Annotated in this window: 16 protein-coding genes and 1 tRNA gene; 9 read left to right on the forward strand and 8 right to left on the reverse strand. The window is 59.0% G+C overall.

The window, feature by feature from the left end; genetic code table 11:
• The first annotated feature begins 21 nt into the window (after positions 1-21).
• The 3 genes from ACIQV9_RS23685 (at position 22) to ACIQV9_RS23695 (ending at position 4,424) form a co-directional block, all read left to right on the forward strand.
• Positions 22-2,592: an EAL domain-containing protein gene (locus tag ACIQV9_RS23685; protein ID WP_403106634.1), complete on the forward strand. Its 2,571-nt coding sequence runs from the start codon at positions 22-24 to the stop codon at positions 2,590-2,592.
• Between the two features lie 97 nt (positions 2,593-2,689).
• The gene (locus ACIQV9_RS23690; RefSeq protein ID WP_403106637.1) at positions 2,690-3,484 is read left to right on the forward strand and encodes an exodeoxyribonuclease III; all 795 of its coding nucleotides are present in this window, start codon (positions 2,690-2,692) and stop codon (positions 3,482-3,484) included.
• Positions 3,485-3,596: 112 nt separating this feature from the next.
• A complete protein-coding gene (locus ACIQV9_RS23695) occupies positions 3,597-4,424 on the forward strand; it encodes an arylamine N-acetyltransferase (RefSeq protein WP_403106640.1) in 828 nt (275 codons plus the stop codon).
• A 94-nt stretch (positions 4,425-4,518) separates the two neighbouring features.
• Here the strand turns inward: ACIQV9_RS23695 and ACIQV9_RS23700 are convergent, their stop codons facing one another.
• Both ACIQV9_RS23700 and ACIQV9_RS23705 read right to left on the reverse strand, forming a co-directional pair.
• Complete coding sequence (locus ACIQV9_RS23700) at positions 4,519-4,851, reverse strand: BrnA antitoxin family protein (protein ID WP_403106643.1); 333 nt, start codon at positions 4,849-4,851, stop codon at positions 4,519-4,521.
• 3 nt (positions 4,852-4,854) lie between these two features.
• Complete coding sequence (locus tag ACIQV9_RS23705; RefSeq protein WP_403106645.1) at positions 4,855-5,136, reverse strand: BrnT family toxin; 282 nt, start codon at positions 5,134-5,136, stop codon at positions 4,855-4,857.
• A gap of 254 nt (positions 5,137-5,390) precedes the next feature.
• Here ACIQV9_RS23705 and ACIQV9_RS23710 point away from each other — a divergent pair, with 254 nt between their 5' ends.
• Positions 5,391-6,908, forward strand: a complete 1,518-nt coding sequence (locus ACIQV9_RS23710; protein WP_403106648.1) for a nucleobase:cation symporter-2 family protein — start codon at positions 5,391-5,393, stop codon at positions 6,906-6,908.
• Between the two features lie 121 nt (positions 6,909-7,029).
• Here ACIQV9_RS23710 and ACIQV9_RS23715 read toward each other — a convergent pair whose 3' ends face one another.
• Positions 7,030-7,839 (reverse strand): alpha/beta fold hydrolase, encoded by an 810-nt coding sequence (locus tag ACIQV9_RS23715; protein WP_403106651.1) that lies wholly within the window; start codon positions 7,837-7,839, stop codon positions 7,030-7,032.
• Between the two features lie 154 nt (positions 7,840-7,993).
• Positions 7,994-8,431, reverse strand: coding sequence for a GFA family protein (locus ACIQV9_RS23720; RefSeq protein ID WP_403106654.1), 438 nt, complete (start codon positions 8,429-8,431; stop codon positions 7,994-7,996).
• A 125-nt stretch (positions 8,432-8,556) separates the two neighbouring features.
• Here ACIQV9_RS23720 and ACIQV9_RS23725 point away from each other — a divergent pair, with 125 nt between their 5' ends.
• A complete protein-coding gene (locus tag ACIQV9_RS23725) occupies positions 8,557-9,537 on the forward strand; it encodes a LysR family transcriptional regulator (protein ID WP_403106657.1) in 981 nt (326 codons plus the stop codon).
• Here the strand turns inward: ACIQV9_RS23725 and ACIQV9_RS23730 are convergent.
• Entirely contained in the window at positions 9,452-10,336 is an 885-nt protein-coding gene (locus tag ACIQV9_RS23730; RefSeq protein ID WP_403106660.1) for a LysR family transcriptional regulator, read from the reverse strand. The genes ACIQV9_RS23725 and ACIQV9_RS23730 overlap by 86 nt on opposite strands.
• Positions 10,337-10,432: 96 nt before the next feature.
• Between ACIQV9_RS23730 and ACIQV9_RS23735 the strand changes: the two genes are divergently transcribed.
• Together ACIQV9_RS23735 and ACIQV9_RS23740 are read left to right on the forward strand one after the other, a co-directional pair.
• The gene (locus ACIQV9_RS23735; protein WP_403106663.1) at positions 10,433-11,569 is read left to right on the forward strand and encodes a DSD1 family PLP-dependent enzyme; all 1,137 of its coding nucleotides are present in this window, start codon (positions 10,433-10,435) and stop codon (positions 11,567-11,569) included.
• On the forward strand, positions 11,559-11,957 hold the full coding sequence (locus tag ACIQV9_RS23740) for a RidA family protein (protein ID WP_403106666.1): 399 nt from the start codon (positions 11,559-11,561) through the stop codon (positions 11,955-11,957). The genes ACIQV9_RS23735 and ACIQV9_RS23740 overlap by 11 nt, the downstream gene beginning before the upstream one ends.
• Positions 11,958-12,025: 68 nt before the next feature.
• Here the strand turns inward: ACIQV9_RS23740 and ACIQV9_RS23745 are convergent.
• Positions 12,026-12,101 (reverse strand) — tRNA-Asn (locus ACIQV9_RS23745).
• Positions 12,102-12,328: 227 nt separating this feature from the next.
• On the opposite strand from ACIQV9_RS23745, the gene ACIQV9_RS23750 reads away from it, so the two are divergent.
• On the forward strand, positions 12,329-12,559 hold the full coding sequence (locus tag ACIQV9_RS23750; RefSeq protein WP_010456061.1) for a hypothetical protein: 231 nt from the start codon (positions 12,329-12,331) through the stop codon (positions 12,557-12,559).
• Here ACIQV9_RS23750 and ACIQV9_RS23755 read toward each other — a convergent pair.
• Together ACIQV9_RS23755 and ACIQV9_RS23760 are read right to left on the reverse strand one after the other, a co-directional pair.
• Positions 12,556-12,756 (reverse strand): hypothetical protein, encoded by a 201-nt coding sequence (locus ACIQV9_RS23755; RefSeq protein ID WP_010456060.1) that lies wholly within the window; start codon positions 12,754-12,756, stop codon positions 12,556-12,558. The genes ACIQV9_RS23750 and ACIQV9_RS23755 overlap by 4 nt on opposite strands.
• Before the next feature lie 236 nt (positions 12,757-12,992).
• Complete coding sequence (locus ACIQV9_RS23760; protein ID WP_403106671.1) at positions 12,993-14,189, reverse strand: amino acid aminotransferase; 1,197 nt, start codon at positions 14,187-14,189, stop codon at positions 12,993-12,995.
• A 336-nt stretch (positions 14,190-14,525) separates the two neighbouring features.
• Here ACIQV9_RS23760 and uvrB point away from each other — a divergent pair, with 336 nt between their 5' ends.
• Positions 14,526-16,541: an excinuclease ABC subunit UvrB gene (gene uvrB, locus ACIQV9_RS23765; RefSeq protein ID WP_403106675.1), complete on the forward strand. Its 2,016-nt coding sequence runs from the start codon at positions 14,526-14,528 to the stop codon at positions 16,539-16,541.
• Positions 16,542-16,639 lie beyond the last annotated feature (98 nt).

Raw genomic sequence — 16,639 nt, forward strand, 5'->3', positions numbered from 1 at the left:
TCGATTGACAGGATCCCATGCATGGAATTGACCGCCACGACCACTGCCGCACCAGCACGCCATACGCCGATCACACGGAACCTGGTCTGGGCCGTCGGCCTGGTATTTTCGCTTGGGGTGTTGATCGCCCTGGTTGCCTTGTTCAACATTGCCGGCCGGCTTGATGCCCAAGACCTGGCCAAGACCACGTTCTACACCCAGCGCGCGCTGGAAAACCGCATCTCAGCCTCGAAAAACTACGTCGCCAGTTATGCAACCTGGACGACCGCCTACGATCATTTGAATGGCGAAGTCGATGCGCGGTGGGCTTACGTTGAGCAGAACATGGGTAAAACCCTGTTCACCATGGATCATTACGAAGGCGTCTTGGTGGTCGACCATCAGCGAACCAAATACGCCGTGGTGCGTGGCCTTCAGGTGCAGGACGACGCGGCGGCCCGGCTGTCGATAGCGATGGCGGCACTGATCAAGGAAGTGCAGGGGCAGGAAAGCCTGCTTGTCCCCATCAGCCGGTTCACGCTCTTCGAGGGCCAGCCCGCGCTGTTGACGGCCGCGGCGATCGTGCCCAATGACGAAAGGCCGGCGGTTGATCCCCAAAGCACGTCGGTGCTGGTGTTCGTCGATCAATTGAGTCTGGAAAAGCTCAGCGCCTTGAGCGCCGACTACGGTCTGCATGACTTGAGTCTCGCGCCCGACAATACCCTAACTCCCGATCAGCCCGCGGTGGCACTCACGGGCACCGGTTATAGCCTGGTGTCGCGGCTCGAGCAGCCAGGTCATCAACTGCTCTGGTCGTTGCTGCCGCCGCTGGGTGGCGCATTGTTGATTCTGGCGTTGTTGACGGCTTGGTTCTTTCGTTATGTGTTGCGTACGTCCGGGCACGTGGATGCCAGTTACATCAACCTGGATTTATCCAACCAGGCGCTGGAGGCCAGTGAAGAGCGTTTTCGTGCAGTGGCCGAGGCCGCTTCCGACTGGATCTGGGAAATAGATGACCAGCATCGCATTACGTACCTGTCGGGGCGTTTCGGCGCCGTCACCGGTTTTTCCGATCAGCAATGGCTGGGCCAGGACATCGAGCAGTTGTTGTATTGCGATACCACACCGTTGTCGCTGTGGCTGAACAAGCTTGACGAGGAGTACAGCGTCAGTCACCTGCGTTGTTCCTATCGCGACCAGTCGGGGCAGCAACGTGTCTGCCGGGTGTCGGCACGACCGATCCATAGCAAAGGCGCGGTGCTGGGTTACCGCGGCACGGCCAGCGACATCACCGATGAAGTCGCCGCCCATGCGCAGATCCAGCATTTGTCGTTGCACGACGCGCTGACCGGTCTGCCCAATCGCAACAAACTGGCGCGTTACCTCGAAGAGGCTTTAGTGCTTAAGGAACATTCGGCGCCGCTGACGTTGTTGATGCTCGACCTGGACAACTTCAAGCCGATCAATGATTCCCTCGGCCACCCGGCCGGCGATGCGGTATTGCTGGAGGTGGCCACCCGTTTGCGTGAGTGCACACGGGACATTGACCTGGTCGCACGATTGGGCGGCGACGAGTTTGTGCTGGTGCTCAATGGCATGGACATCCACACGGAAATCGACCGGATTTGCGAACGTATCCTCGAAAGTCTGCACCAGCCGATCCACTATGACCAGCACACGCTGCACATCGGCGCGAGCATCGGCATCGCCTTGAGCCGGCGTCAGGGGCACATGCCGGAGGAGCTGATCCGGTGTGCCGACATCGCGTTGTATCAGGCCAAATCCGACGGCAAGCAAACCTGGTGCTACTTTGCGCCGCACATGAACGATCAGATCCAGCATCGCCGCAAACTCGAAAACGACCTGCGCCAGGCGATCAAGAACAACGAGTTCGTGATGCACTATCAGCCGCGTTATCACGTCGATGGCAAGCAGATTGTCTCGGTCGAGGCGTTGCTGCGCTGGCAGCATCCGGTGCAGGGGTTGCTGAGCCCCGACTCGTTTATTCCGTTGGCCGAGCAGACCGATCTGATCGTGCCCTTGGGGCGCTGGGTTTTACGCGAAGCGTGCGAGACGGCACTGACCTGGCCGGGTGAGCTGATGGTGTCGGTCAACCTGTCGCCCGTGCAATTTGTGCGCAGTGATGTGGTGGAGGATGTCAGGGAGGCGTTGATCCAGAGCCGTTTGCCGGCCAGTCGACTGGAGCTGGAGATCACCGAAAACGTCATGCTCAACGATGTCGACGGCGCGCTCGCGACCATGAACGCACTGAAGGAATTGGGTGTGCGGCTGAACATGGACGACTTTGGCACCGGTTACTCTTCGCTGGGTTACCTGCGCACGTATCCGTTCGACGGGATCAAGATCGACAAGCGTTTCATCTCGTCCATGAGCGGTACCGGTAACGACCGTGCGGTGGTGCAGGCGATCATCAACCTGGGCAAGGCCATGGGCCTGACCGTGACTGCGGAAGGCGTCGAGACGCTGGAGCAACTGGATTTCCTGATCTCGGACGAGTGCCATGAGGTGCAGGGTTTCTACCTCAGCCGGCCGATGGAAAACCAGGCGCTGCTGCCATTGCTCAAGGCATCGCGTGACGAGCATCCGTTGTAAGGGGGACCTTTAGTCGCCTGTTTCGTTTGTCGTCGCAACTGCCATGACACACTTCGGTCACAACTGGATATTGTCCATCCGTTGTGAGCCCCGGCCCATGAAAAACCTGAAAATCGCCACTTTCAACGTCAACGGCATGCGTGCCCGGCTGCCGAATCTGCTGGCCTGGCTTGAGCGAGAAAAACCGGACATTGCCTGTTTACAGGAGCTCAAGTCGGTCGACAGCGCATTCCCCGCCGCCGAGCTTGAGGCCATTGGCTACGGTGCAATCTGGCAAGGCCAGTCGTCGTGGAACGGGGTGGCGATTCTGGCCCGTGATGCGCAACCTTTGGAGAGCCGACGCGGTCTGCCGGGTGACGACGCCGACATCCATAGCCGCTACCTGGAGGCCGCAGTGCACGGGATTCTGGTGGGTTGTCTGTATTTGCCCAACGGCAATCCGCAACCCGGGCCGAAGTTCGACTACAAACTGGCGTGGTTCGAGCGGCTGATCGCCTATGCCACGGACCTGCAAAGCAGCGAACACCCGGTGGTGCTGGCCGGCGACTACAACGTGGTGCCCACCGACCTCGACATTTACAATCCGCGTTCGTGGCTCAAGGACGCCTTGCTGCAACCGGAGAGTCGCGAGTGTTTCCAGCGCTTGCTGGAGCAGGGCTGGACCGATTCCCTGCGTCATCTGTACCCGGAGGATCGGCTCTACACTTTCTGGGATTATTTTCGGCAGCACTGGCAGAAGAACTCGGGGTTGCGCATCGATCACCTGCTACTCAACCCGGCGCTGAGCCCCTATCTGCACGAGGCCGGGGTCGATGCCTGGGTGCGCAACGAACCGCACGCCAGTGACCATGCGCCGACGTGGATTCGCTTGAGTTCGCGCAAACGGCGTTGATGTTCAGAGGGTGAGCGATTGGCTAAATCAATTGTCAGTCGAACCGCTTTATCCCTTATACATGGCGGCCATCGGCGGAGAGATCCGCGGCCCCATGCAGAAGGACCGAGCAATGAGCGAGCCACGCCTGACGAACCGTGCGTTATACCTGCAACGCCTGGGTTTCGACGCGCCCCCGGCGCCGACCCTGGACACCTTGCGCCAACTTCAGCTGCGCCACACCGGGGCCTTCCCGTTTGAAAACCTCAACACGCTGTCTGGCGAACCGGTACGCATCGACCTGCCATCCATCGAACAGAAAATCCTGCACGAAGGGCGCGGCGGTTATTGCTACGAGCTCAACTACGCGTTTCTGGCGTTGCTTCAGGAATTGGGTTTCGACGCACGGGGCATCACCGGTCGAGTGGTCATGGGCCAACCCGAAGGCGCCTGGACCGCCCGCACGCACCGCTTGAGCCTGGTCACTCTGGACGGCGTGCGCTACATCACCGACGTCGGCTTCGGCGGCATGGTGCCCACCGCTCCGTTGATGCTCGACACCGATGTTGCCCAGCGCACTCCTCACGAGCCGTATCGCATCGAGCGCCATGCAGACGGCTACACCTTGCGTGCCAACGTCAGCGGCGAGTGGCGGCCGATGTACATCTTCGACCTGCAACGCCAGGAAGACATCGATTACACCGTTGGTAACTGGTACGTCTCGACCCATCCCGAATCGTCGTTTACCAAGCAACTGATGGTCGCGCGCACCGGGGATGGCTGGAGGCGCACGCTGAACAACGGCAGTTTTGCGATTCATCGGGTGGGTGCCGAGAGTGAGCGGCAGCAAGTGACGGATGTGGATGAATTGATTGGGGTGCTGACGCGTGAGTTTGGGATTCGGGTGCCGGAGAATGCGGGGTTGAGGCGAGTGCTCGGGCGGTTGATTCAGGTGACATAACCGTCGCCCCGAGCGGGCAGAGTCAAAACATCTGCCCTTTTTCTTTGAATGGGACCAGGCTCAGTACCCCCTTGGGTTTGGAACCGGTACACACTCAAGGCTCAATCACACGATGGATTTCACTCAACACCTCTGACAATTTTTTCTCGAGGCTCTTCAGTTCAGAAGCTGTTATTCCTTCTTTGAAATGTCCGGCATTCGCCACTGCGGCGTATTGATCGTGCTCGGCGGTTTTTTCTCTTTGGTTGAGCAGCGCCTGGCGCAGGGTGTTGTTGATCACCGTCTGGTAGCCATACCCCTCACTCTCAGCCATGGCGCGTGCCGCTTCGATAACGACGTCATCGAGCATGATGGTAATTCGGGTCTTGCCTTTGCTGGAGGCAACCGCTCCACGCTTGGCGTTGCTGAAATCGTATTCATCTTTCATCGGTCAATCCTCCATATAGCGGCGACGCTCGTTTCTGTTGGCGAGGCGCGCGGAAATGATTCGAACGAAATTCGGATCGCGGCAGGTGTACGCAACGACCAGCAAGCGAGCTTTGGCATCCATTCCCATGACGATCCACCGCTGTTCATCGTGATGGTTGTCCTGAATCGTCAGTGCTCGTTCGTCATAAAACACCGGTTCGGTTTCAGCGAGGCTGATGCCGTGATGCTTTAATTTGTTGGCTGCGTTTTTTGCCTTGTGATACTGAATTTCGAATGACTTCATTATGCATACGTTATATGTATAAGCGAGAGGCGTCCGTGCCGGCGGTCGCTTGGAATGCAAAAGACTAGCGGGCCAGGGAGAAGGCACAGGAAGGGTGTATTTCAAGGTTTTTTAGGGGGGGAAGCCGCGCAGCAAAAGGGCAGCATGGACATATGTCCATTTTCTGACTGGTTAGTTGTATACAACTCTATAGACATTTGTCCTGAGTCTTGCATACAGTGTGCGCATAACAAAAAACCAGGGAACCCCCAACCATGAAAACGCCCCATGTTTCACACCAACGGCCTGAGGACGAAAACCTCGGGGTCGGCGCGAATATGGCTTACGGCCTGCAACATGTTCTGACCATGTACGGCGGCATCGTCGCGGTGCCATTGATCATCGGCCAGGCGGCCGGGCTCTCGCCGGCGGACATCGGTTTGTTGATTGCTGCTTCATTGTTTGCGGGGGGCTTGGCGACATTACTGCAAACCCTCGGTTTACCGTTTTTCGGGTGTCAGTTGCCGCTGGTACAGGGCGTGTCCTTCTCGGGCGTTGCGACGATGGTGGCGATTGTCAGCAGCGGCGGGGAGGGCGGATTTCAGTCGATTCTCGGGGCGGTGATTGCCGCGTCGTTGATCGGTTTGCTGATCACGCCGGTGTTCTCGCGAATCACCAAGTTCTTCCCGCCGTTGGTAACCGGCATCGTGATTACCACCATTGGCCTGACGTTGATGCCAGTGGCGGCGCGCTGGGCCATGGGCGGCAACAGCCACGCCCCGGACTTTGGCAGCATGGCCAACATCGGTCTGGCCGCGGTGACGCTGGTGCTGGTGCTGCTGCTGAGCAAGATCGGCAGTGCGACCATCTCCCGCTTGTCGATCCTGCTGGCCATGGTGATCGGCACGATCATCGCGGTGTTCCTCGGCATGGCGGACTTCTCGTCGGTCACGCAAGGCCCGATGTTCGGCTTCCCGACGCCGTTCCACTTCGGCATGCCGACGTTTCACTTTGCCGCGATTCTGTCGATGTGCATCGTGGTCATGGTGACCCTGGTGGAAACCTCGGCGGACATCCTCGCCGTCGGTGAAATCATCGACACCAAGGTTGACTCCAAACGTTTGGGCAACGGCCTGCGCGCCGACATGCTGTCGAGCATGATCGCGCCGATCTTCGGCTCCTTCACCCAAAGCGCCTTCGCCCAGAACGTCGGTCTGGTGGCCGTGACCGGCATCAAGAGTCGTTTCGTGGTCGCCACCGGCGGCTTGTTCCTGGTCATTCTCGGTCTGCTGCCGTTCATGGGCCGGGTCATCGCCGCGGTACCCACCTCCGTATTGGGTGGCGCTGGCATCGTGCTGTTCGGCACCGTGGCCGCCAGTGGCATTCGCACGCTGTCCAAGGTTGATTACCGCAACAACGTCAACCTGATCATCGTCGCCACCTCCATCGGTTTCGGCATGATCCCGATCGCCGCGCCAAACTTCTACGACCACTTCCCCAGCTGGTTCGCGACCATCTTCCACTCGGGCATCAGCTCCTCGGCGATCATGGCCATCGTGCTCAACCTGACCTTCAACCACCTCACTGCCGGTAACTCGGATCAACAATCGGTGTTTGCGGCCGGTACCGAGCGGGTTCTGCGTTATCAGGATCTGGCGGCGTTGCGTGAAGGGGATTATTTCAGCGAAGGGAAATTGCGTGACTGCGACGGGAACGAGATTCCGGTGGTGGAGGCGGAGCATGGGCATGCAGATACGCGGGCGGTGCATGCGAAAAGCAGTGAGCATGTCTGACTCGCTCAAGCCGCTCAAGGGTAGGGTGCGAGACACAATGGTGAGCTAATGAGCCGTTGCGACGGCTCCTCGCCCTGCTCAAAAAGAGGCGTCCTTCTCAGGACGCCTTTTTTATGATTCTTCACTGGGCAGATGTTTGCGCCGCCTCAATGATCAGCGCCGCCACTGTGTCTGGATTGGAGGTCATCACGACATGGGATGCTCCCTGCACGGTGACCGTCTTTTTAGACCCTGCGCGTTGCGCCATGAATTTCAACGCTGCTTCGGGAATGTTCTTGTCTGCCGAGCCATAGATGAACCAGGAAGGCAGTCTCTTCCAGGCAGGTTCGCCGGAAGGCTCGGTCAAGGCGCTCTCGGTGATCGGTCGCTGAGTTGCCGCCATGAGCGCCGCCTGCGGCGCTGCGACGTCTGCGGCAAATTGCTGGCCGAACTTGTCCTGCTGAATGTAAAGGTCCTTGTTGCCATCATCGAGCATTACCGGGGGCGCGAGTGTCGGTCCAAGCGTTCCACCGGGGTAGCGCCCTGACAGTTCGACGGCGGTTTCGTCCTTGTCTGGAGCAAAAGCGGCCACATAGACCAACGCTTTCACGTTGGGATTGTCATGCACAGCGTTGGTAATCACGGCGCCACCATAGGAGTGGCCGACCAGGATTACCGGTCCTGCGGTTTGCCCGACAATATCGGCGACATAATCAGCGTCATGCTTGACCCCTCGAAGCGGATTGGCCGCTGCGACGACCGGATAGCCTTTTTCCAGGAGTCGGGCCGTGACCTGATTCCAGCTCGAAGAATCGGCAAATGCTCCATGCACGAGTATGACGGTCGGTTTCTCATTGGCGTTCTGCGTCGCAAATGCAGTGTTCAGCGTGCCGAGTGCAAACGCGGAGCTCGCAATTACCGTGGCACTCATGAGGCGCTTGAATGTACGCATGATGTATTCCTTTCGTTTGTCGGGTCGATAAAGGATGCGGAGGCCGAGAGTCGATCGATATCGGCATGCATGGCTTACTCTACGCAACGCTCGTGAATCCTTGATTCAATTCAAGACCATCTGTCATTAATCAAAAGTTAATGACGGATCTAAATCAGCTTTTGGCCAAAGCCTGGGCGAAGGCTTCCGGAGTCGGGCTTTCCGGCCAGGCAGGTACGTCGTCAGGAAGCCATACCCAAGCCTGCTTGCGCTTGACCCAGATGTGCGCAATCGGATTGATTTGAGTACTGTCGTCCAGCGTCCCGGCGCGCAGCACCACCATGCCGGGGGCTGCGCTGGTCGTGTTATACAAGCGCGTATGACATTGCGGACAAATGCGCTGACAACTCACCTGGCCAGCACCATTGTTTGCGTAGTCGACCAGCAATCCGTTTACCGTGATGACTCCTTCGGGGAGTAATGCATGCAAGCCAAATGCGCTGCCGCTTGATGTTTGGCAGTCCAGACAATGGCAGGCGTAGGTCGCAGGTAAGCTGCCCATGGCCAGGATGTAACTCACCGCACCACAACGGCATTTGCCAGTAATTTCCATGTAAGCCTCTCGTATTCTTTATGTCTGTGTTATTGAGCCGCATGGGCCTGTGTTGCCGGACAGGATGACGTCGGGTCTGTTCGAAACCCATTCCATAAAGTGGCTGTGCTGCTAATAGGAAATGTATGAACCCACTTAATTTTCATTGGGAAAATCAACGCGCCTTCTTAGCGGTTTTACGCACCGGCAGTCTTTCCGGGGCCGCACGCCTGCTCGGCATCGCCCAGGCAACTGCACGCCGACGCATTGAAGCACTGGAAAACAGCGTGGGGGTAAACCTGTTTATCCGTTCGCCCTCGGGATTGATTCCCACAGAGATGGCTCGCGACTTGATAACCCATGTTGAAACCATGTCGCTGGCCGCCGAGGCATTCAACCGCGCGGCTTCGGCTGAAGCGGTTGATAGCGGTGGCACGGTGCGTATTACCAGCAGCGACCTGCTGGGCATCGAAATACTGCCACTGCTGCTGCAGCCCGTCTGCCGCGCCAATCCGCAACTGGTCTTCGAACTGAGCGTCAGTAATCGCCTCGAAGCGCTGACCCGCCAGGAAGCCGATATTGCGATTCGAACGCAGCGCCCCACAGAGTCAGAAGTCGTGACTCGGCGCGTCGGGGGGCTGTCGGTGGGGTTGTACGCCACCCAGGAGTTTCTTGATCGTTACGGTGCGCCCACGGACCTGGAGAGTTTGTCGCACTTGCCTCTGATCGGCCCTGACCGAAACCTCGCAGACATCCAGACGCTCAGCGAGCACGGCTTTCCATTTGAGCATCAGCGCTTTCAGCTGCGCACCGATAATCATATGGCGCAACTGAGCGCTTTGCGCGCGGGAATAGGCATTGGGGTATGCCCCCGTCAGGTGGCGGAGCGTTGCGCACTGGTCCGAGTGCTGCCAGGCGAGGTGGACTTTGCAGTAGACGTTTGGATTGCAGTGCACCGGGATCTACGACGCATACCACGCATCGCCCTGGTCTTCGATCGGTTGGCGGATGCACTGGAGGCCTATCTCGGGGGGCGTGCTCTCACACCTTCAGTGATGCCTCCAGAAAATCAGTCAGTGCCTGCACGCGAGCACTCCGGGTTTTACGTGACGGAACCAACAGGGTGATAGGTGAGCTGTCGAACTGCCAGTCCGCGAGCACTCGTGTCAGCGTCCCTTTGGCGATGGCATCCGTCACATCCCACTGGGACCGCAGCACCAGGCCCAGGCCCTGTTCGGCCCAGCGTCGGGCAACGCCGCCATCGTTGGTCAACAGTGCAGGCTCGATGCGTACCGTATGCCGGGCAGAGAGCTTGCGCATAGGCCACAACGTCACATCTTCGTCGTTCTCTCGAATGCAGATACAGCGGTGCTTGAGCAGTTCGTCGGGAGCTTTAGGGGTTCCTTGCCGGCTCAGGTAATCCGGGCTGGCGCACAACCAGCGTTCATTCTGCGCCAGCGGCCGGGCGACCCATGAACTGTCATTGACGCGGCCGATGTGGATCACGGCATCGCTGTCGTGCCTGTCCGGCCATGGCGTTTCGCGCAGATCCAGGTGCAGGCGCAGTTGCGGATGCAGTTTGGCGAAACGTGCCAGCAGTGGTGCCAGGCGCTGTCGGCCATAGCCAAAGGGCGCCGCGAGCCTCAATGTGCCGACCAGTTGATCATCGTGCTGCTTGAAGGACTCCGGCAGCGCTTCCAATTGTTCCAGCAGCAACGCGCTTTCACGAGCGAAACGTTCACCATCGGCGGTAAGGCTCAGGCGCCGTGCATCACGGTTGGCCAAGGTCAAGCCGAGCAGCGCCTCAAGTTTGCGCAGGCGCATGGACAGTGCCGGCGGAGACACGTTGAGGGCTCTGGCGGCCGCGCTCAGCGAATCGGAACGCGCGAGCATCACGGCCAGACGCAGATCTTCGATAGAAATCATTCAGTTCAACTTAAAGATAAATGACAAGCTATTGAATCACAGCTTCACGATGGCTGCGTAGAGTAAGCCCGGTAGACAACCATCGGAGTGCACCTCATGTCAGCCACAATACTGCCCTTGGAGACACCTGCCGCGATCATCGACGTGGCCCGAATGCAACGCAATATCCTGCGCATGCAGGAGCGGATGGATGCCCTGGGTGTGCAGTTGCGCCCACATGTAAAATCCAGCAAGTGCCTGCCCGTCATTCAGGCACAGATGGCCGCCGGCGCATCCGGCGTCACCGTTTCAACCTTGAAGGAAGCGCAGCATTGCTTCGATGCAGGTATCACCGAAGTGATGTATGCGGTGGCCATGGTGCCGGGGAAGCTGGCCCTTGCCTTGAATCTAAGGCGTCAAGGTTGTTGCTTGAGCATCATTACTGACAGCGTGGTCGGCGCTCAACTCATCGTCGCCTTTGGTCGGCAGCACGCCGAATCGTTCGATGTATGGATCGAAGTGGACAGCGACGGCCACCGTTCAGGGCTTAAGGTCGATGATTGCGCATTGCTTGAAGTCGCGCAGGTACTGTGTGGCGGTGGCATGCAACTGGCCGGTGTGATGACTCACGCGGGGTCCAGTTATGAACTCAACGATCTTGCGGCCTTGCAGGCCATCGCCGAGCAGGAGCGTGCGATCTGTGTCGCGGCGGCCGAAAAAATTCGTGCTGCCGGCCTGCCATGCCCGCGGGTTAGCGTTGGCTCGACACCTACGGCCCTGTCGGCACTGAGTCTTGAAGGCGTCACCGAAGTACGTGCCGGCGTGTATGTGTTTTTCGATCTGGTGATGCACAACGTGGGTGTGTGCCGGCCCGAAGAGCTGGCGTTAAGCGTGTTGACCACCGTGATTGGCCACCAGGTCGAAAAAGGCTGGGTCATCACTGACTCGGGCTGGATGGCCATGAGCCGTGATCGCGGTACCCAGCGACAACGTCGCGACTTTGCTTTTGGGCAGGTCTGCACCGAGGCCGGCGCCTGGATCGAAGGGGGGCTGCTTGGTAGCGTTAACCAGGAGCACGGCATTGTCACCTTCGAGGATGGACAAGATCTCGATCTGGTGAACCGCTTCCCGATCGGTAGCCGCCTGCGCATCCTTCCCAATCATGCCTGTGCCACTGGCGCGCAGTTTCCTCATTACCACGCGTGCGAGGGCAGCGGCGAGGTTCACCTCTGGAGTCGCTTGCATGGCTGGTGAGATCGAGATTATCCACACCCCCCAGGCCGCAGCCCCCGGCGGCCATTACTCCCAGGCGATAAGCTATCAGGGCATGCTGCATGTTTCCGGGCAATTGCCGGTACGTGCTGACGGTAGCCACAGCGCAAATCAGGCCTTCGAGGTCCAGGCGTCGATTGCGCTGAACAACCTTTTAGCAATCCTGGCGCAGGCAAATTGCCAACCCGGGAGTCTGTTAAAGATCACGGTCTACCTTGTTGGCATTGAATACTGGCCAGCCCTGGACAGGCTTTGCGCCCAATACCTGGGTGAGCATCGACCTGCTCGGTCCGTGGTGCCTGTACCGGCGTTGCATCATGGCTACTTGATTGAGATAGACGCCTTGGCACACTGTGCCGAATCTTACTGAGGGGCGAGACACAGACACAAAAAAAGCCCCTGAACCTTTCGATTCAGGGGCTTTTCGATATTGCTGTCTGGCTCCACGACCTGGACTCGAACCAGGGACCCAGTGATTAACAGTCACTTGCTCTACCAACTGAGCTATCGCGGAATGGCGTGTATGTTACTGATTCAAAAAGAGAAGTCAAGCATCTGTTAGTAACTTGATGGATTCATGGAGACGGACGGTGGTTTATCGGCCCCGGGCGGTTACCAGAATCGCCTCAGAGGTCTACCATGGCCGCCCGGAAGTGGTTTCACGCGCTGCCGGCCATTCGCCGAAAAGGTACGTGCCATGAATCACCCAGTCCTCACCTCTCCAAACAACGGGGTGTTCGCATGAGCATCGCTCAGATCAGCCTGCCCAAAGGTGTCGGCCCGCATGCCGAGAAGCTGTTTGATGCAATCACTCAGGCCAGCACCGCTGACGATTTGAACCGCGCGGGCGGTAAGGCTGAAGGCTTCGTCCTCGGTCTGGAAAGCGCCAAAGCGATCAAGAGTCAGGTCGCCGAATCGCTCTACGTCGCCTATGACGATGCCGCCAGTCAGCGAGCCACCGAACTGGCTTAACCGCCGAAGGTGACCGTGGCGAGCATCAGCTTGGCGTACAGCATCGTGGCGGCCAGTTGCACCAGCCACAAGGCAAGGCCGCCGAGAAATACGCCAGCGGCCACTTGCAGCACCAGGTTGTTACCGCGTTTGGCCGGGGTGCGAGGAACGAAATGGTCCAGCTCGTCACGGTCGGCGCGTAGGTCATCGTTTTTCATGTGGTTCTCTTCAGAATTCAGGGTGTACACAAAACCTGTAGGAGCGAGCGGTGCGGCGATCCGACTTGCCCGCGAAGGCGTCATCACTGACGCTAAAAGTTTCGCGGGCAAGCCTCGCTCCTACAGGTGCATCGTTGTGTGGAGTTTAGAGGGCGCCGATAGCGCTTTGACACTTATCTGCGACGAATAAAAAACGGGAAGCCCCAAGGCTTCCCGTTTTTCGTACCGCGCGAGACTCAGATCACCGCAACAATGGCCTTTGTCACTGCATCAATGTTGTTCTGGTTCAACGCCGCCACGCAGATGCGGCCCGTGTCGAGGGCGTAGATGCCGAACTCGCTGCGCAGGCGGGTGACTTGCTCAACCGTCAGGCCGGAGTAGGAGAACATGCCGCGCTGACGACCGACGAAGCTGAAATCACGCTGTGGCGCGTTTTTCGCCAGCAGGTCGACCATCTGGGTGCGCATGCCGCGAATCCGCAGGCGCATTTCGGCCAGTTCTTCTTCCCACTGGGCGCGCAGTTCCGGGCTGTTCAGCACAGCGGCGACGATGCTTGCACCGTGGGTCGGCGGGTTGGAGTAGTTGGTGCGGATCACGCGTTTGACTTGCGACAGCACGCGCGCGCTTTCTTCTTTCGATTCGCTGACGATCGACAGGGCGCCAACGCGCTCGCCGTAGAGCGAGAAGGATTTGGAGAACGAGCTGGAAACGAAGAAGGTCAGGCCCGATTCGGCGAACAGGCGCACGGCAGCGGCGTCTTCGTCGATGCCATCGCCAAAACCCTGGTAGGCCATGTCGAGGAACGGCACGTGACCTTTGGCTTTGACCACGTCCAGGACGTTTTTCCAGTCCGCCGGGCTCAGGTCCACGCCGGTCGGGTTGTGGCAGCAGGCGTGCAGGACAACGATGGAGCCGGACGGCAGGGCGTTCAGGTCTTCGAGCAGGCCGGCACGGTTAACGTCGTGGGTCGCGGCGTCGTAGTAGCGGTAGTTCTGCACCGGGAAACCGGCGGTTTCGAACAGGGCGCGGTGGTTTTCCCAGCTCGGGTCGCTGATCGCCACGACAGCGTTCGGCAGCAGTTGCTTGAGGAAGTCGGCACCGATTTTCAGGGCGCCCGTACCGCCGACGGCCTGGGTGGTGATGACGCGGCCAGCGGCGATCAGTGGCGAGTCATTGCCGAACAGCAGTTTCTGCACAGCCTGGTCGTAAGCGGCAATGCCGTCGATTGGCAAGTAGCCACGGGACGCGTGTTGAGCGACGCGAATCGTCTCGGCTTCGACAACGGCGCGCAGGAGTGGAATTCGCCCCTCCTCGTTGCAGTAAACACCGACCCCCAGATTGACCTTGGTGGTACGTGTATCGGCGTTGAATGCTTCGTTGAGGCCCAGGATTGGATCGCGTGGTGCCATTTCGACAGCGGAGAACAGGCTCATTTTTGCGGCGGCTCTGAATGGAGTGTGGAGGGACGTGTCGCGCTCCAGCCGAATGCACTAGAGCGGTGCACAAACGGGGAGCTAGTATAGAGGCCATCTGCGATTGATGGCGACAGACGATTCGGCTTTTAGGTTAAGTTTTTTCGATTATTTTTCGACCGTTAGTCGAATGTCGGCATCAAAGACTTCAAGGGATGTAGGACGTTTGCCTTGAAAGCGCGGGCAATCGGCACCACATTGAGCACAATCCAGTTTTTTCCTCGGGCGACGTGAGTCGTTTGCGGCCTTTCTCGTTGCTGCCGGTTTGACCGCGCTGGCGCGATATCAGAGGTATACATGTCTGAATTCCAGCTAGTCACCCGCTTCGAGCCCGCCGGCGATCAGCCGGAAGCCATCCGCCTGATGGTCGAGGGCATCGAAGCCGGGCTGGCGCACCAGACGTTGCTCGGTGTGACCGGCTCGGGCAAGACCTTCAGCATCGCCAACGTGATCGCCCAGGTGCAGCGTCCGACCCTGGTGCTGGCGCCGAACAAGACCCTCGCCGCGCAGTTGTATGGCGAGTTCAAGGCGTTCTTTCCGAACAACGCCGTCGAGTACTTCGTTTCCTACTACGACTACTACCAGCCCGAAGCCTACGTGCCGTCGTCGGACACCTTCATCGAGAAAGACGCCTCGATCAACGACCACATCGAGCAGATGCGGCTGTCCGCGACCAAGGCGCTGCTGGAGCGCAAAGACGCGATCATCGTCACCACCGTGTCGTGCATCTACGGTCTGGGCAGTCCTGAAACCTATTTGAAGATGGTGCTGCACGTGGATCGCGGCGACAAGCTTGATCAGCGTGCGTTGCTGCGTCGCTTGGCAGACTTGCAGTACACCCGCAACGACATGGAGTTCGCCCGGGCGACCTTCCGGGTGCGCGGCGATGTGATCGATATCCACCCGGCAGAATCCGATTTCGAAGCGATCCGCATCGAGCTGTTCGATGACGAAGTTGAAAGTCTGTCCGCCTTCGATCCGCTCACCGGCGAAGTGATCCGCAAGTTGCCGCGTTTCACCTTCTACCCGAAAAGTCACTATGTGACGCCACGGGAAACCCTGCTGGGCGCCGTCGAAGGGATCAAGGTCGAATTGCAGGAGCGCCTGGACTACCTGCGTTCCAACAATAAACTCGTTGAAGCCCAGCGCCTGGAGCAGCGCACCCGTTTCGACCTGGAGATGATCCTCGAACTGGGTTACTGCAACGGCATCGAAAACTACTCGCGCTACCTGTCGGGCCGTGAATCCGGCCAGGCGCCGCCGACGTTGTTCGATTACTTGCCGGCCGACGCCTTGCTGGTGATCGACGAATCCCACGTCAGCGTGCCGCAGGTCGGTGCCATGTATAAGGGCGACCGGTCCCGCAAAGAGACGCTGGTGGAATACGGCTTCCGTCTGCCGTCAGCGCTGGATAACCGGCCGATGCGTTTCGACGAATTCGAAGGCATCAGCCCGCAGACTATTTTTGTCTCGGCCACGCCGGGCAATTACGAGGCGGAACACGCCGGTCGCGTGGTCGAGCAACTGGTGCGCCCAACCGGCCTGGTAGACCCGCAGATCGAAATCCGCCCGGCGCTGACCCAGGTCGACGATTTGCTCTCGGAGATCGGCAAGCGCGTGGCGTTGGAGGAGCGGGTGCTGGTCACGACCCTGACCAAACGCATGTCCGAAGACTTGACCGATTACCTGGCCGACCATGGCGTGCGGGTGCGTTACTTGCACTCGGACATCGACACGGTGGAGCGGGTCGAAATCATCCGCGATTTGCGTCTGGGCACCTTCGATGTGTTGGTGGGGATCAACCTGCTGCGTGAAGGCCTGGACATGCCGGAAGTCTCGCTGGTGGCGATTCTCGATGCGGACAAGGAAGGTTTCCTGCGTTCCGAGCGCTCGCTGATCCAGACCATTGGCCGGGCTGCGCGCAACCTCAATGGTCGAGCGATTCTCTATGCGGATCGCATCACCGGTTCCATGGAGCGGGCGATCGGCGAGACCGAGCGTCGTCGCGACAAGCAGATCGCCTTCAACCTGGCCAACGGCATCACGCCCAAAGGCGTGTTCAAGGACGTGGCCGACATCATGGAAGGCGCCACCGTGCCGGGTTCGCGCAGCAAGAAGCGCAAAGGCATGGCCAAGGCCGCCGAGGAAAGCGCCAAGTACGAAGCCGAATTGCGCTCACCGGGTGAGATCGCCAAGCGCATTAAAGCCTTGGAAGAGAAGATGTATCAGCTTGCCCGTGATCTGGAGTTTGAAGCAGCGGCGCAGATGCGAGATGAGATCAGCAAGTTGCGGGAGCGGTTGATCACGGTTTGATAGGTGATCGTTCCCACGCTCTGGTGTGCACCCCAAAAGTTGGACGATTGTGGTTCTAGGCCTGAACGGATTGAGTCCTGTATTCCACAGGGCTCATT

This window comes from Pseudomonas sp. NPDC099000 (genome assembly GCF_044759925.1).
Classification (GTDB): domain Bacteria; phylum Pseudomonadota; class Gammaproteobacteria; order Pseudomonadales; family Pseudomonadaceae; genus Aquipseudomonas.

Bases quoted from the DNA above. Each gene is read 5' to 3' on its own strand.
- ACIQV9_RS23760 (WP_403106671.1), bottom strand. From the start codon at position 14,189: ATGAGCCTGTTCTCCGCTGTCGAAATGGCACCACGCGATCCAATCCTG.
- ACIQV9_RS23720 (WP_403106654.1), bottom strand. From the start codon at position 8,431: ATGGAAATTACTGGCAAATGCCGTTGTGGTGCGGTGAGTTACATCCTG.
- ACIQV9_RS23715 (WP_403106651.1), bottom strand. From the start codon at position 7,839: ATGCGTACATTCAAGCGCCTCATGAGTGCCACGGTAATTGCGAGCTCC.
- ACIQV9_RS23705 (WP_403106645.1), bottom strand. From the start codon at position 5,136: ATGAAGTCATTCGAAATTCAGTATCACAAGGCAAAAAACGCAGCCAAC.
- ACIQV9_RS23735 (WP_403106663.1), top strand. From the start codon at position 10,433: ATGTCAGCCACAATACTGCCCTTGGAGACACCTGCCGCGATCATCGAC.
- ACIQV9_RS23685 (WP_403106634.1), top strand. From the start codon at position 22: ATGGAATTGACCGCCACGACCACTGCCGCACCAGCACGCCATACGCCG.
- ACIQV9_RS23740 (WP_403106666.1), top strand. From the start codon at position 11,559: ATGGCTGGTGAGATCGAGATTATCCACACCCCCCAGGCCGCAGCCCCC.
- uvrB (WP_403106675.1), top strand. From the start codon at position 14,526: ATGTCTGAATTCCAGCTAGTCACCCGCTTCGAGCCCGCCGGCGATCAG.
- ACIQV9_RS23710 (WP_403106648.1), top strand. From the start codon at position 5,391: ATGAAAACGCCCCATGTTTCACACCAACGGCCTGAGGACGAAAACCTC.
- ACIQV9_RS23695 (WP_403106640.1), top strand. From the start codon at position 3,597: ATGAGCGAGCCACGCCTGACGAACCGTGCGTTATACCTGCAACGCCTG.
- ACIQV9_RS23725 (WP_403106657.1), top strand. From the start codon at position 8,557: ATGAACCCACTTAATTTTCATTGGGAAAATCAACGCGCCTTCTTAGCG.
- ACIQV9_RS23690 (WP_403106637.1), top strand. From the start codon at position 2,690: ATGAAAAACCTGAAAATCGCCACTTTCAACGTCAACGGCATGCGTGCC.
- ACIQV9_RS23750 (WP_010456061.1), top strand. From the start codon at position 12,329: ATGAGCATCGCTCAGATCAGCCTGCCCAAAGGTGTCGGCCCGCATGCC.
- ACIQV9_RS23730 (WP_403106660.1), bottom strand. From the start codon at position 10,336: ATGATTTCTATCGAAGATCTGCGTCTGGCCGTGATGCTCGCGCGTTCC.
- ACIQV9_RS23700 (WP_403106643.1), bottom strand. From the start codon at position 4,851: ATGAAAGATGAATACGATTTCAGCAACGCCAAGCGTGGAGCGGTTGCC.
- ACIQV9_RS23755 (WP_010456060.1), bottom strand. From the start codon at position 12,756: ATGAAAAACGATGACCTACGCGCCGACCGTGACGAGCTGGACCATTTC.